Origin of the sequence: Duganella aquatilis (genome assembly GCF_009674565.1) — a bacterium.
GTDB classification, from domain to species: Bacteria; Pseudomonadota; Gammaproteobacteria; order Burkholderiales; family Burkholderiaceae_D; genus Rugamonas; species Rugamonas aquatilis.
The window spans coordinates 36,327-49,851 of the sequence record NZ_WKJL01000026.1; the positions used below are offsets into that span (position 1 = coordinate 36,327).

Genomic DNA, 13,525 nt, shown 5'->3' on the forward strand with positions numbered 1-13,525 from the left:
GAGCTCGTGTGCGATTGGCAGAACTGACCCCGGATTATGCGGCGGCGAAGCGGTTGGCGTGGCGGGGGGCGGGGGCGGCCAGCGCCAGACGCTGCGGTTTGCGCTGGCTGACTGGGACGGCGGCGGCTTGGTGGCTGCTGTCGGCGGCGAGCTTGAAGACGCCGACCAGCTGCACCAGCTGATTCGCCTGGTCTTGCTGCGCTTCCGCGGCGGCGGCGGCTTCTTCGACCAGCGCGGCGTTTTGCTGCGTGACGGTGTCCATCTCGGCAATCGCGTGGTTGATCTGCTCGATGCCGGCTTCCTGTTCGTTGTTGGCGGTGCTGATCTCGCCCATGATGGCGGTGACCGATTGCACGGCGGCGACGATTTTTTCCATCGTCGCGCCAGCTTCGCCCACCAGCTGCGTGCCGGCGCCGACCTTGCTGACGGAGTCGTCGATCAGTTCCTTGATTTCCTTGGCCGCCGAGGCCGAACGGTGCGCCAGCACGCGCACTTCCTGCGCCACCACGGCAAAGCCGCGGCCTTGTTCGCCGGCGCGGGCTGCTTCCACTGCCGCATTCAAGGCCAGGATGTTGGTCTGGAAGGCGATGCCGTCAATCACGCTGATGATGTCGACGATTTTCTTCGCCGATTCGTTGATCGCTTCCATGGTGTGCACCACGTCCGCCACCACCACGCCGCCTTGCACGGCGATCTCCGAGGCGCTGCGCGCCAGCGTGTTGGCCTGGCGGGTGTTTTCAGTGTTCTGCTTGACGGTGGCGGTCAGTTCTTCCATCGACGAGGCGGTTTCTTCCAGCGAGCCGGCTTGCTGCTCGGTGCGCGAGGACAGGTCCATATTGCCCGAGGCGATTTCGGTCGCGGCCGTGACGATGGAGTCGGCGCCGCTGCGTACCTGGCCGACGATGTCCGCCAGGCTGTCGCGCATGCCCTGGATCGCAAACAGCAGGCTGGTCTGGTCGCCGCTGCGCAGCGCGATCGGCACCGCCAGGTCGCCGCCAGCGATCTTGCCAGCGATGCTGGCAACGTCGGTCGGCTCGCCGCCCAGTTGACGCAGCAGCTGGCGCGAAATCAGCCAGGCCAGGGCCGCGCCCAGCGCCAGCGATACCAGGCCCAGCACGATCGCCAGGTTGCGCGATTGGTTGAAGGTGTTTTCCGCGTCCAGGCGCGCGTTTTCCATGTTGGCGCTCTGGTGCGCGATCAGCGCGTCGATGGCGTCCATATAGGTCAGCTGCAGGGCGCGCATCTTGCCCAGCATTTCATCGACGGCGCCGTCGACATTGCCTTCGCGGCGCAGGCGCAGCACGTCGTCCAGCGAGGCGTTGAACGGCGCATTCGCCGCTTGCACCGCCATGAACAGGTCGCGGCCTTTGCCGGACTTGACCATGCCGTCCAGCTTGACCATCGCTTCCTCGATTTCCTTGCGCTTGTCCGCCACCACCGCCATTTCCTTGGCAGCCTTTTTCTCGTCGCGGATCAGCAGCGCATTGCGCAGCGAGCGGGCGATCTTGTTGTTGTGGTTCATGATCAGCTGCGCCTGCAGCACTTTCGGGTAGCTGACGGTGACGATGTCGTCCGTATTGTTGGCCAGCTGGCTCAGGCTGTAGATGCTCAGGCCGCTCATAATCGCCAGCATCAGCAGGACCGCGCCAAATCCCAGCGCCAGGCGGCTGCCGACCTTGAGGTTTTTGATTTCCATGATGGTATTCCGTTCGTCGAAGATGACTCGCGTTCCGTGCGGAACGTTGGCGGGAATAAGGCCGGAGAGGGAAGGCGATCGCGGGAAGTTAGGCGACCAATAGTGCGTTGAATAGTCACCAATATACGCGTCAAATTCCCGTGTGGCAATTTAATTGGCGTTTATGCAGCCGTTAAACCACATTCATGCTGACTGGGATCGATTCCATATAAACTTGGCATTTTGTTCACGGTAGGTGGAGACGCATGACAACAATAAATACTTCCCGGCTGGACGTGATCGATGCACTGCGTGGCTTTGCCATCGTGTCGATCATGCTGCTGCATAACATCGAGCATTTCGACTTCTATTTTTCGCCGGCGGGCCTGCCGGCCTGGCTCAAGATGGTGGACAAGCTGATCTGGGACAGCCTGTTCTTCCTGTTCGGCGGCAAGTCGTATGCGATTTTTGCGCTGCTGTTTGGCGTGACGTTCTACATCCAGTATCACAACCGGGAGCTGCGGGGAGAGGACTTCCGCGCGCGGTTCGCCTGGCGGCTGGCGCTGCTGCTGGCGTTTGGCGTGTTTAATTCCATGTTTTATCACGGCGATATTCTGAGTATTTATGCCGTACTGGGATTGGCGTTGATTCCCGTCGCGCGCCTGAATGATCGTTGGGTGCTGGCGATTGCGGTGGTTTTATTGCTTCAGCCGTATGCGTGGATGGAAGTATTTCAGGCATTGCCGAATCCGAATCAAAAACTGCCTGATCCCGCATCGTGGGCATATTTTGGCCGCGCCAACGGCTATTTTGCGCATGGCTCGGCATTGCAGGTTTGGAGCGGTAATCTGACTAATGGAAAAATCGGCGTAATACGCTGGAGCTGGGAAAATGGGCGAATATTCCAGATTCCGGCGTTATTCATGCTGGGTATGCTGGCCGGCCGTAAAGGCTTATTTAAAGACCAGGCATTCTGGCGTAGGGCGTTGGTGCTTGCTACGCTGGCTTTTATTCCGTTTTATACGCTGAAAACCTGGCCTGAGATAATGGGATTGGGGGAAGCTGTCAGCCGTCCGCTGCTGGTGATTATTACTTCTTGGTCCAATGTGGCGTTTATGGTGGTGCTGGTATCGGTATTTGTGCTGCTGTTTTATTCGCAGCGCTGGCTGGCGGTGTTTTCACCCTTGGGACGGATGAGTTTAACCAGCTATGTTATTCAGTCGATTGTTGGAACGTCGATTTATTATGGCTTTGGACTCGGCATGTATCAGTACACCGGCGCCAGCTTTGCCTTGGGGATCGGCATCACGCTGGCGCTGCTGCAGCGGCAGTTCAGCGTGTGGTGGCTGGTGCACCACCCGCAGGGACCGCTTGAAACCGTGTGGCACAGATTGACCTGGCTTGGAGCTCGTGCCAAGAATTAGCACGAAGACACCAAAAATCAGCTTGCTTCGGCTGCCTCGTCCGGATTGATCCAGGTGATGCGGCCGCTGCCAGATTCGCTCAGATGGGTTATCAGCGCATCGGCGATATTATCGGGCAGGTTGAATTCGAACTGAACCTCGTCCGTATGCAGGACATTATTCAGGCTGGCGCCGGCGATTTCAATTTCACGCCGGATCAGGCCTTCCATGGAATAAGGCGCGCGGCAAATCAGGAAGCGCTGCTTGATAATGGCGATTTTCTCGGCTTTTAATAATGCTTGTGCCACGCTGTCGGTATAAGCGCGCACCAGGCCGCCGGCGCCCAATTTAACGCCGCCGAAATATCGCACTACAGTGGCTAATACGCCCTCCAGATCCTGGTGGCGTAATACATCAAGCATGGGGCGGCCGGCGGTGCCGCTTGGTTCGCCGTCGTCGACTGCGGCGGATTGGCCGCCGGCTAATAACGCCCAGCAGACATGGGCGGCGCCGGGATGCTGTTGCCATAATTCCGCCACGATTTTCTGCGCGCTGGCGCGATCGGTCATCGGCTGAACGCAGGCAATAAAGCGGCTTTTTTTAATCAGCAGTTCATGATGAACGGCTGTATCGATTGTTTGGGGCATGGGGGAGATTTCTGGCAATGCGCTGAGATAAAACCGGCATATGGTGCCAGAAATCATACGCGAACGCCACGCCGGCTGACGGGACCATGCCGCCCGGCGCGTTATAATCCGGGCCGAGTCCACCTATTTGATACGCCATGACACTACCTTCCCATCCTGCTACCGACGGCGATCCGGCGGAAGATGACGACCTGATGCGTCAACTCGGCCTGACGGCGCGCGGCGTCGCGCTGGCCAAGGCCGAGGGCAGGGTGTTCCTGCGCATCAGCGGCGAGGTCGAGTATGGCGGCCGGCGCGTGCCGTACGACCTGGTGCCGGCGCAGGGCATCCTGGCCAAATCGTCCAAATGGCGAAAAATGGATGGCGACGCCCGCTCCGCGCTGCTGCGCGAACGCGCCAGCGAAGCGGTGGCGGACGAGCTGCACGGCTACGTCGAGGCCTTTGCGCAGGAATTGATCGACGCCTGCGACGATTGCGACATGGGCGCCGAGCCCTTCCTGCTGGCCCTGAACGAGATGCAGATCGCCGAGCCGGCCGGCATGGTGTTCGACCGCATCCGCCAGCGGCTGGAGCACGCGGTCGAGCGCGACATGGAGGAGCAGCACGCCGAGCGCACGCGCCAGAGCATCAACCTGGCCGAGTATCCGGCCTCGTTCGATGTTGCACGCCGCATCAAGCGCAAGTTCATCGCAGTGTTGGGCCCGACCAATTCCGGCAAGACCCACCAGGCCATCGAGGCGCTGGCCAAGGCGCCAAGCGGGGTCTACCTGGCGCCGCTGCGTCTGCTGGCGCTGGAGAACTATGAGCGCCTGCAGGAAATGGAACAGCACGGCCAGCCGCTGAAAGTCAGCCTGGTCACCGGCGAGGAGCGCCGTCTGGTGGCGGGCGCGACCCACGTCGCCAGCACGGTGGAGATGCTGGATACGCACACGCCGGTCGATGTGGCCGTGATCGATGAAATCCAGATGCTGGCGGACCGCGACCGCGGCGCCGCCTGGACCGCCGCCGTGTGCGGCGCGCCGGCGCGCATCGTCTACCTGGTCGGCGCACCGGAAGCGCGGCGCGCCATCGAGGTGCTGGCGGCGCGCCTGGAATGCGAGCTGGAAGTGCATATTCTCAAGCGCAAGGGACCGCTGTCGGTGGAACCGACCGCCGTGCGCAAGTTGAGCAATCTGCGGCGCGGCGACGCGGTGATCTGCTTCTCGCGCCGCGAAGTGCTGATGTGGCGCGACATGGTGACCGAGATGGGCCTGTCGGTGGCCACCGTGTACGGCAATCTGTCGCCAGAGGTGCGGCGCGCGCAGGCCCAGCGTTTCCGCGAAGGTGCGGCCGATGTGGTGGTGGGCACCGACGCCATCGCCATGGGCCTGAACATGCCGATCGCGCGCGTGGTGATGACCACCACCGTCAAGTACAACGGCTATGAGGAGGAAGAGATTCCGGCCGCGCTGGCGCGCCAGATCGCCGGCCGGGCAGGGCGCTTCGGCGTGCACGAGGAAGGCCTGGTGGCCGGCTACGACAACGAGACGCACAACGTGATGCGTTCGCTGCTGCGCGAGAAGCCGGTGCCGCTGAAGACCACCGGCTTTGCCGTGGCGCCCACCCTCGAGCATCTGCACCGCATTTCGTCGGTGACGCATGAGCATGCGCTGGCCAAGCTGCTGAAGCGCTTCGTCCATAATATTGACGTGCCGGATGGTTTCTTCTATCCGCGCATTACCGAGGACCAGTTCGAGCGCGCGGCCTGGCTCGATACGCTGGAACTGACGGTGGCGGAGAAGTTTGCGCTGTCGCTGGTGCCGATTTCGTCCAAGGTGCCGTCGCTGCAGCATGCGTGGGAAAGCTGGGCCAAATCGCTGGCGCACAAGAAGGTCACGCAGCTGAAGTCCGGCGACCGGCCGCTGCACTACATGAATCTGCAGGAGGTGGAGGACGCGTGCCGGCTGTACTCGGCCTACGCCTGGCTGGCCTACCGCCAGCCGGAATTCTTCCCTGACACCGAACTGGCGCAGCGCCTGTCGCGCGAAGCGTCGGAGCGCGTGGATGCGATCCTGCAGGAGCAGAACTCGGCGGCGCGCAAACGCCAGCCGCGCAAGTTCCGCCGCTAGCCATGGACGAGGAACGCTGCCCCTTGTGCGGCCGAGTGCTGGGCACGGTCAATATTGACCGGCATCACCTGGTGCCGAAGACTTTCAAGGGCAGGGAGCAGTTTCCGATCCATAAAATCTGCCACCGCAAGATCCACTCGGTGTTCACCGAGCGCGAACTGCTGCAGCACTTCCATACCTGGGAGGCGCTGCGCGCGCATCCCGATATCCAGACTTTTATCGCCTGGGTGGCCAGCAAACCGCCGGGATTTTACGTGCGCACCGACACGTCCGCGCGCAAAAAGTTCCATTGAATGGACGAAAAAAAGCCCACGAACCGCAATGCGTGGGCTTTTTTGAGCAATCTTGGTAGGCCGTGCGGGATTCGAACCTGCGACCAACGGATTAAAAGTCCGCTGCTCTACCAGCTGAGCTAACGACCCAAGGGCCGGAATTGTACTGGTTGCCGCCGCGAAATTCAAGAGCCAGATGGCCAATCCGGCCATGTTTACCGTCGATCAATTTTGTTTAGTGCGACACTAAACAAGCAACCTCAGCTATCATATCGGCCTGCCATAAAAATAAGCCGTTTTAAAGCGGAAATTGCGAGCAAGGAAGAGTAATGAAAGTAGTTACAGGCCCGACGCATGGCACGGAAAAACCGGCCCCGTCGCAGTTTGGTTTGATTAATCTGTTGAAAGCAGGCGCAGCGCAGCTGATCGTCTTGCACCATCTGGCCTTCTATGGCCCGATGTCCGATCACGTGCGGACGGTGTTTCCGTCGCTGATCGATTGGCTCAGCAACAGCGCGCGCATCGCCGTCCAGGTGTTCCTGGTGATCGGCGGCTTTCTTGCGGCCAAGTCGCTGGCGCCGTCCGGCCACGCCGGCTATGACAATCCGCTGCGCGCCGTCTGGCGCCGCTACGCCAAGCTGGCGCCGCCATTCTTTGTCGCCACACTGATCGCCGCCGTCGCGTCCTCCTGGGCCGCCGAGTGGATGACCCACGATTCGATTTCCGCCCCTGTCACGCTGAGCCAGTTGAGCGCACACGTGTTGCTGCTGCACGGCGTGCTGGGCTACGCGTCGGTATCGGCCGGCGCCTGGTATGTCGCCATCGATTTCCAGCTGTACGTGCTGATGGTGGCGCTGCTGTGGACGGCGGGCCGCTTTGCCGGCAGCCGTCGGGTATTGTGGCTGATGCCGGTGGTGATTGCGGCCGGCATCACGCTGTCGGTGCTGTACTTCAATCTCGATGCGGACTGGGACAACTGGGCGCCGTACTTCTTCGGCAGCTACGGTCTCGGCCTGATGGCCTGGTGGGCCAGCGATCCGCGCCGCAAGCAGGGCGTTGCCGTGATGCTGATGATGATGGCGCTGCTGCCGGCGGTGGCCGGCCTGCTGCTGGAATTCCGCAGCCGCATCGCGCTGGCGGCGGTGGTGGCGTGCGCGCTGTTCCTGTTCGGCCGCATCAAGACCACGTCCGATGGTCGCGCCTGGAGCGCGATCCACGGCATGGGCAAGATTTCGTACTCCGTGTTCCTGATTCACTTCCCGGTGTGTCTGCTGGTGAACGCCGGCTTTACCCGCTTTGCGCCGGCGGAACCGGCGTGGCAGTTGCTGGGCATGCTGGTCGCCTGGTCCGCCAGCCTGATCGCCGGCGCCGCCTTCCATCGCTGGGTGGAAGTGCCGCTGGGCCGCATGATCCATTTCGTCGGCGAACAACTCGCCGTGCGCGATGTACACATGCCACGACCGTTGCCTGTGCGCACTAACGCGGTGTCGCTGCGTTAAAAGAAGGCCGCTGAGTTTGTCATTTTCGTGCCGGCCGCAGTCATACCGACTCGCCGACTCGCGTTCTAATCGGTGTTCAACGAAGGCTGGTTGGATATTCGGAATCTGCGATGAAATTTGAATGGACGGCTCACGGCCCATGGATCCGAGATTACCGGCAATGCGAAGGCCGGCTCGGGAAGCAGCGTGAGCGTCCAATCGAGATCCGCGAAAAAACGGAAGCTTACTGCGTCCGGTTCGCTCAAATCTAGATCTGAAAATATACCGGTTGCGTAGATCCACATTATTTGCGCGGAGTCCATCACGTTGAATTTCTCGTCGAGCAGGTAAATTCTCAGTGCATCTTCAAATGGAATGTCGTCGGTGAGGAAAAGCAGCGTGTACGCATGCCACTTCAACGCCGCCTCCAGAATGGCGCCTTCGAGGACTGTTCCTGTTGGCGCGCCATTCAGCATGACTTCACACTGCGGATTTGTTTCGTCGTTCGGTGGCGTGACAAGTCGAACGGTGTAGTCTGACGTGCTGATCAATTTCATGGCAGCCTCTGTTGATCGCTCATGCCTTGATTTTTAACACACCGGTTGCTGTCAGGGCCTGAGCATCAGCAAGAGGACATCACCGGCGCGTCACCTTAATTCGCCATTACACCAGTGCGCCACCAGCCAGAATGTGGCGACAAGGAGCGAAGGTACTTGGGAATAAGGATCTCTTGCCAGGGACAGTGATTGCCAACTTTGAGCATGGTCGCTGGCATGGGCCGAAGCAGGGTGGCCCATGCCGCCTTCTACCTTGGACAAGTATCGGACGGAATTTTCATCGTCGACCAGTGCCCTGGTTCGGGGAAGGAGAAAATTTCGATTCGCTTCATTCGAAAGCAGCGCCAGAATCCTGATGGCACTTACGCCAATCCGAGCGACAATGCAGAGGCGTTCTGGGTAATTGAATAGGTTGGTGGTATGCCGCGATACGCAAAATCTTGTACCGCTCACCTCAGCAAAGGTGAAAAAGCCGGGCAACGGTCCGTGCAGATCACCTGCCGCTAACAGCTTCGCTCAGGGCGCTTTTTTCTTTTGCACCTGGCGCTGTTGCTGCTTGCGCTGGGTCTCGTTCTTGTTTTGCTTGGCTTGATAGATGGCGGCGGCGTCCAGCTTGGCTTGGGCGACCGTGCGCATCTCTTCTTTGTCGTCGTGTATGACGAAGTAGTCGGCAGCTTGGGCGTCAACCACCAGCTTGATCGCGGCTTCGTCTTCAAGATCGTACATTTCGGTGAGGAGCGTCGTTACCTCATCAAGGAATTCTTCGTAAGTCATGGTGCTGCTTTCATTTGTAGAAGTTGGCGCCTCGGAAGCGGGCGCCGCAGGCGTCATTGTAGCCGGTTGAGCCCAAAACAAAATATCTAAAGATAATCAGCCTTCTGGAAGAGTTCCACCATCCAGTCGACGAAGACGCGCACGCGGGCACTCAAATGCCGATTCGGTAAATAAACAATGCTGATTTGATTGGGCGGGCTGCTCCACTCCTGCAGAATTGGCACCAGGCGGCCTGCATCGATATGCGGTTGCGCCATGAAAGCAAGCGTATGCAGAACGCCCAGCCCCGCCAGTCCCGCCGCCAGATAGGCGTTGCTGTCATTGACTGCCAAGAACTGCCGCCCTTGCACGAGTATGCGCTCGTCGCCTTTTGTATATTCAATCGGCGCCTTGCGGCCGGAACCGGCATAGAAATATCGCACCAGCACATGGTCCTCCTGTAGATCCGATGGATGGGAAGGCGTACCGTGCCTGCTGAGATATTCCGGCGTTGCGCAAGTCACGAAGCGCAGTGCGCCGATATGGCGTGCGATGAGTGACTGATCAGCAATCTCGCCGCCGCGGACAACGCAATCCACGCGATCGTGCACCAGATTCACTGGCCGATCGCTGATGCCTATGTCCAACTGCAAGTCGGGGTATTTGCGCCGGAAGTCGGGAAGCGCCGGTATGACCAGGATCGAGGCCATGGTGGTTCCCATGTCGACGCGAAGCTTGCCGCGCGGCGCGGAGTGCGCATCCGTCAAGTCGGCTTCCGCTTCATGCCATTCATCCAGGACACGCGACATACGCTCGTAGTAGGCAGCACCGTCATTGGTCAAGGACACGCGCCGCGTGGTGCGATGAAAAAGCTTGACGCGTAAATGCGCTTCCAGTGCCTGAATCAATTTGGTCACCGTGTTACGCGGCAAATCCAGCATCGCGGCTGTTTTGACGAAGCTGCCGGTTTCCGCCACGCTCACAAACGCCTTTGCTGCAAGAAAATAATCCATTGGCTCTCCTTATTATCACCAAAATAGGAACACTGGTGACTATATTCGATACTTTATCACTTTAATCGGTGCATATATATTGAGTTCATCGATGACCTTGACCAAGCAATTCCTGCTGGATGGTCGTCACCAAGGAGAAAATCATGAATCAAGTGCTCAAAGGTAAAGTGGCCCTGGTAACTGGTGGTTCGCGCGGCATCGGTGCGGCTATCGTCGAACGCCTGGCTGCCGAAGGCGCGCACGTGGCCTTCAGCTACGCGAACTCGGCGGACCGCGCAAAGGCGGTAGCGGCCAGCATTGAAAGCAAGGGCGTACGCGCCTTGCCAATTCAAGCGGATCAAGGCGATGCGGAACAAGTTACCGCCCTGGTTCGCCAGGTGCACCAGCATTTCGGACGCCTGGATATCCTGGTGAACAGCGCTGGCGTGTTCGTTACGGGCCCCGTTGACGACCCGCTGGCGGACATTGCGGCGTTCGAACGTCAGCATGCTGTCAACGTTACCGGTGTCACCACCGCCGTGCGCGCTGCTGCCCCGCTGCTGTCCGAAGGCGGTCGTATCGTCTCGATCGGCACCACCGGCGCCCTGCGTGCTCCCTTCCCGGGCATTGGCGACTATGTTGCGACCAAAGCCGCGATCGCTGCCTACAGCCGCGCCTGGGCGCGCGACCTGGGCGCCCGCAAGATCACGGTCAACGTGGTGCACCCTGGGGCCATCAATACCGAAATGAATCCGGAGACCGCGGATCACGCACCGGGCCTGGCTCAAATGACCGCGCTGGGCCACCACGGCCAACCGGAGGACATTGCCGGCGCCGTCGCCTTCCTCGTGGGCCCGGATGCAGGCTATATCACCGGGACGGCCATCACCGTCGATGGCGGTCAACTCACCTGATCTTCGTTGCTCCATCCCGGAGCAGTATTGATGACTGTTCCGGGCCTCCCATTTTCATCGGAATACAATCATGCCCTCTGTCGCTCTTCATTCCCCCTCACTATCTGGCCGGGCAGGGTGGAGCCTGTTCCTGCTGGCCTTCGCCCATCTGATCCTGGCCATCGACTTCACCATTGTCTACATTGCGCTCCCGGAAATTGGCAGCCAGATGGGATTTTCTGGCCATAACCTTCAATGGGTAATCCACGGCTACACCGTGGCGTTTGGCGGCTTTCTGCTGCTCGGCGGACGCGCTTCGGATCTGCTCGGCCGACGGCGCGTATTCGTCGCTGCCCTGGTGCTTTTCGGCGTTGCCTCGTTACTGGGCGGCTTTGCATCGCACCCGACAACAATGGTTCTGGCCCGCGCGCTGCAAGGGATTGGGGCGGCCTTCATTTTCCCATCGACGCTGGCACTGATCAATTCGCTGTTTGCGGAGGGCAGCGAACGCGTAAAGGCGCTTTCTGTATGGAGCTTATTTGGCTCCAGCGGATTGGCGCTGGGTTCGCTGTTGGGCGGCGTGCTCGTTAGCGCCTTTGGCTGGACATCGGTATTTTTAGTCAATGTGCCGCTGACCATACTCACCGCAATTGGTGCGATGGTGACCATGCCTGCCGACAAACCGCGCACCGGTAGCCGCAGTTTCGATGCGGCTGGCGCTGCCACGGTCACCATTGGCGTGACGCTGCTGGTCACCGCTCTGGTTGAAGGGCCGGCTTTGGGATGGACCAGCAATCTGGTGTTGAGCGCGGCTGGCTTGTCTCTCCTTGCACTCATCGCATTTGTGCTGATTGAATCGCGTGGCAAGGCGCCGCTGATGCCGCTGACCCTCTTGCGTAGTCGCAATCTCCAGATCGCCATGGTGTTGACTGCGATTTTTATGGGGACGTTCATGGCGATGCCTTACTTTGAGACACTGCTGTTCCAGCAAGTGTTCGGATATAGTCCGCTCACCACCGGACTCGCATTTCTCGTGCCCTGCCTGGCCCAGGCGGCAGGAACGCAACTGGGGGCGCGAATGACGCAATCGCTGGGCATGCGTCGGACCGTCGTCAGCGGCTTCGTCATTGGCGCAGTGGGCACGGCGGCGATTGGCTTCGGAATTTGGCCTGGCCTGGGTTATTTGGCAATATTGCCCGGCTTGATTATCGCCAGTATCGGCCAGGGCATCGCATGGGGACCGATCTGGATTGCGGTAGCGACAGGCGTGGAGGAACACCAGCAAGGCGTGGCATCCGCAATCGCCTCGACAACCTTCCAGGTCGGCGGCGCGATAGGATTGGCGCTGCTGGTAGGCGTTGCCACCAGTGCGGCAACCACAACGCCAGCCAGCGCGGAAATGATCCAGGTCGGCACCAGGCTGGCCACGTATGCGGCCACAATCGGTATTACCATCGGCGCGCTGCTGGCAATGCTGCTGCAATCGCCCGCCACTCAAGGGGAACAGTCATGACTCACCATCGCGTCAGAATTTATGAACAAGGGCCGCCATCAGTTATGTGGCATGAAGAAGTTCTGAATCCGCTACCGGCACCGGCTAACGGACAAGTTCTCATCAAGCAGGAAGCAATCGGGGTCAACTTCGTCGATACCATGTTTCGGGACGGGACCTTTAATGTTCCGCTCCCATTTGACATGGGCGTCGAAGCGGCGGGCGTCGTGACGGCAATTGGCCCTGACGTGAAGGACTTTCGCGTGGGTGACCGCGTCGCTTATTTCTTTGCGCCAGGGGCGTATACGGATGCGCGACTGATTTCCACATCGGCGTTGGTGATGCTGCCAGATAGTGTTCCCGCCCGCCAGGCCGCCGCCATTTTATCCAAGGGGCTTACCGCGTGGATGGCGGTACGGCGAGCGCATGTCGTGAAAGCAGGCCAACTGGTCTACGTCAGCGGAGCATCTGGCGCCGTCGGATCGCTGATTGCAAAGTGGGCTGTCGCCTTGGGCGCAACCGTGATCGCAGCAGTAGGATCGGAGCAAAAGGCGTTGCAGGCGCGTGACGCCGGCCTGAGCAACGTCGTGGTAACCAGTGCCCCTGATTTTGCGGAACAGGTCGACAAAATCGTCGCCGGCAGAGCGATTGATGTTGTGTACGAGTTAGTCGGACGGGCTACGTTTGAACAATCAGCGGCCCTGCTGGGCGCCGGTGGCAGTCTTATTCATATAGGAAATGCATCGGGCGCAGCCTCCGTAGACCTGGCAAAACTCGCCGCACGTTCGATTCGCTACCTGCAGCCATCCACGCCTCAATACGTGAAGCTGCAGCACGGTGTAGGTGAAGCGACCGAGGAGTTGTTCGAAGCGTTGAGAAGTGGAGTCTTCGGCGACATCGCCATCAGTGAATATGCATTGGAAGACGCCGTGCGAGCGCACAACGACATTGCCCAGCGTCGCATACAGGGATTCCCGATACTGATTCCCGCTTTCGACGCAGTCTGATATCCGAATCAGACACAAAAAAGCCCACGAACCGAAATTCGTGGGCTTTTTTGATGAAATCTTGGTAGGCCGTGCGGGATTCGAACCTGCGACCAACGGATTAAAAGTCCGCTGCTCTACCAGCTGAGCTAACGACCCATAGGTTGTGAAACCTTGGTACTCTTTCAAGTGGTAGGCCGTGCGGGATTCGAACCTGCGACCAACGGATTAAAAGTCCGCTGCTCTACCAGCTGAGCTAACGACCCCTC

Annotated in this window: 13 protein-coding genes, 3 tRNA genes and 1 pseudogene; 9 read left to right on the forward strand and 8 right to left on the reverse strand. The window is 59.8% G+C overall.

From position 1 onward, the window contains the following. Window positions 1-34: 34 nt before the first annotated feature. The gene (locus GJ698_RS31310; RefSeq protein WP_154360626.1) at window positions 35-1,696 is read right to left on the reverse strand and encodes a methyl-accepting chemotaxis protein; all 1,662 of its coding nucleotides are present in this window, start codon (window positions 1,694-1,696) and stop codon (window positions 35-37) included. Window positions 1,697-1,941: 245 nt separating this feature from the next. Here GJ698_RS31310 and GJ698_RS25220 point away from each other — a divergent pair, with 245 nt between their 5' ends. Further along, window positions 1,942-3,099 carry a DUF418 domain-containing protein gene (locus GJ698_RS25220; protein WP_154360627.1) on the forward strand — a complete coding sequence of 386 codons (1,158 nt, stop codon included), beginning with the start codon at window positions 1,942-1,944 and terminating at the stop codon, window positions 3,097-3,099. A 17-nt stretch (window positions 3,100-3,116) separates the two neighbouring features. Here the strand turns inward: GJ698_RS25220 and GJ698_RS25225 are convergent, their stop codons facing one another. Then, the gene (locus tag GJ698_RS25225) at window positions 3,117-3,725 is read right to left on the reverse strand and encodes an IMPACT family protein (protein ID WP_154360667.1); all 609 of its coding nucleotides are present in this window, start codon (window positions 3,723-3,725) and stop codon (window positions 3,117-3,119) included. Window positions 3,726-3,862: 137 nt separating this feature from the next. On the opposite strand from GJ698_RS25225, the gene GJ698_RS25230 reads away from it, so the two are divergent. Continuing rightward, window positions 3,863-5,833, forward strand: coding sequence for a helicase-related protein (locus GJ698_RS25230; RefSeq protein ID WP_154360628.1), 1,971 nt, complete (start codon window positions 3,863-3,865; stop codon window positions 5,831-5,833). A gap of 2 nt (window positions 5,834-5,835) precedes the next feature. Beyond that, entirely contained in the window at window positions 5,836-6,126 is a 291-nt protein-coding gene (locus tag GJ698_RS25235) for a hypothetical protein (RefSeq protein WP_154360629.1), read from the forward strand. Between the two features lie 53 nt (window positions 6,127-6,179). Here GJ698_RS25235 and GJ698_RS25240 read toward each other — a convergent pair. After that, a tRNA-Lys gene (locus tag GJ698_RS25240) sits at window positions 6,180-6,255 on the reverse strand. A 179-nt stretch (window positions 6,256-6,434) separates the two neighbouring features. On the opposite strand from GJ698_RS25240, the gene GJ698_RS25245 reads away from it, so the two are divergent. Then, the gene (locus GJ698_RS25245) at window positions 6,435-7,604 is read left to right on the forward strand and encodes an acyltransferase family protein (protein ID WP_154360630.1); all 1,170 of its coding nucleotides are present in this window, start codon (window positions 6,435-6,437) and stop codon (window positions 7,602-7,604) included. A gap of 65 nt (window positions 7,605-7,669) precedes the next feature. On the opposite strand, the gene GJ698_RS25250 is transcribed toward GJ698_RS25245, so the two are convergent. Next, window positions 7,670-8,140: a hypothetical protein gene (locus GJ698_RS25250; RefSeq protein WP_154360631.1), complete on the reverse strand. Its 471-nt coding sequence runs from the start codon at window positions 8,138-8,140 to the stop codon at window positions 7,670-7,672. Window positions 8,141-8,226: 86 nt separating this feature from the next. On the opposite strand from GJ698_RS25250, the pseudogene GJ698_RS31455 reads away from it, so the two are divergent. After that, window positions 8,227-8,349 (forward strand): annotated as a pseudogene (locus tag GJ698_RS31455) (BPSL0067 family protein); the annotation flags it as partial. A gap of 7 nt (window positions 8,350-8,356) precedes the next feature. Continuing rightward, entirely contained in the window at window positions 8,357-8,551 is a 195-nt protein-coding gene (locus GJ698_RS31460; RefSeq protein ID WP_371865437.1) for a BPSL0067 family protein, read from the forward strand. 105 nt (window positions 8,552-8,656) lie between these two features. On the opposite strand, the gene GJ698_RS25260 is transcribed toward GJ698_RS31460, so the two are convergent. Both GJ698_RS25260 and GJ698_RS25265 read right to left on the reverse strand, forming a co-directional pair. Continuing rightward, on the reverse strand, window positions 8,657-8,914 hold the full coding sequence (locus GJ698_RS25260) for a hypothetical protein (RefSeq protein ID WP_154360632.1): 258 nt from the start codon (window positions 8,912-8,914) through the stop codon (window positions 8,657-8,659). An 86-nt stretch (window positions 8,915-9,000) separates the two neighbouring features. Continuing rightward, entirely contained in the window at window positions 9,001-9,906 is a 906-nt protein-coding gene (locus GJ698_RS25265) for a LysR family transcriptional regulator (RefSeq protein ID WP_154360633.1), read from the reverse strand. A gap of 143 nt (window positions 9,907-10,049) precedes the next feature. Here GJ698_RS25265 and GJ698_RS25270 point away from each other — a divergent pair, with 143 nt between their 5' ends. From GJ698_RS25270 to GJ698_RS25280, 3 genes are all read left to right on the forward strand, one after another. Further along, a complete protein-coding gene (locus GJ698_RS25270) occupies window positions 10,050-10,799 on the forward strand; it encodes an SDR family NAD(P)-dependent oxidoreductase (RefSeq protein WP_154360634.1) in 750 nt (249 codons plus the stop codon). A 70-nt stretch (window positions 10,800-10,869) separates the two neighbouring features. Further along, window positions 10,870-12,291 carry an MFS transporter gene (locus GJ698_RS25275; protein ID WP_154360635.1) on the forward strand — a complete coding sequence of 474 codons (1,422 nt, stop codon included), beginning with the start codon at window positions 10,870-10,872 and terminating at the stop codon, window positions 12,289-12,291. Then, a complete protein-coding gene (locus tag GJ698_RS25280; protein ID WP_154360636.1) occupies window positions 12,288-13,277 on the forward strand; it encodes a quinone oxidoreductase family protein in 990 nt (329 codons plus the stop codon). Before GJ698_RS25275 ends, GJ698_RS25280 begins: the two co-directional genes overlap by 4 nt. Window positions 13,278-13,339: 62 nt before the next feature. Here the strand turns inward: GJ698_RS25280 and GJ698_RS25285 are convergent. Together GJ698_RS25285 and GJ698_RS25290 are read right to left on the reverse strand one after the other, a co-directional pair. Beyond that, window positions 13,340-13,415: transfer RNA gene (locus GJ698_RS25285), tRNA-Lys, on the reverse strand. A gap of 31 nt (window positions 13,416-13,446) precedes the next feature. Beyond that, window positions 13,447-13,522 (reverse strand) — tRNA-Lys (locus GJ698_RS25290). Between the last annotated feature and the right edge of the window lie 3 nt (window positions 13,523-13,525).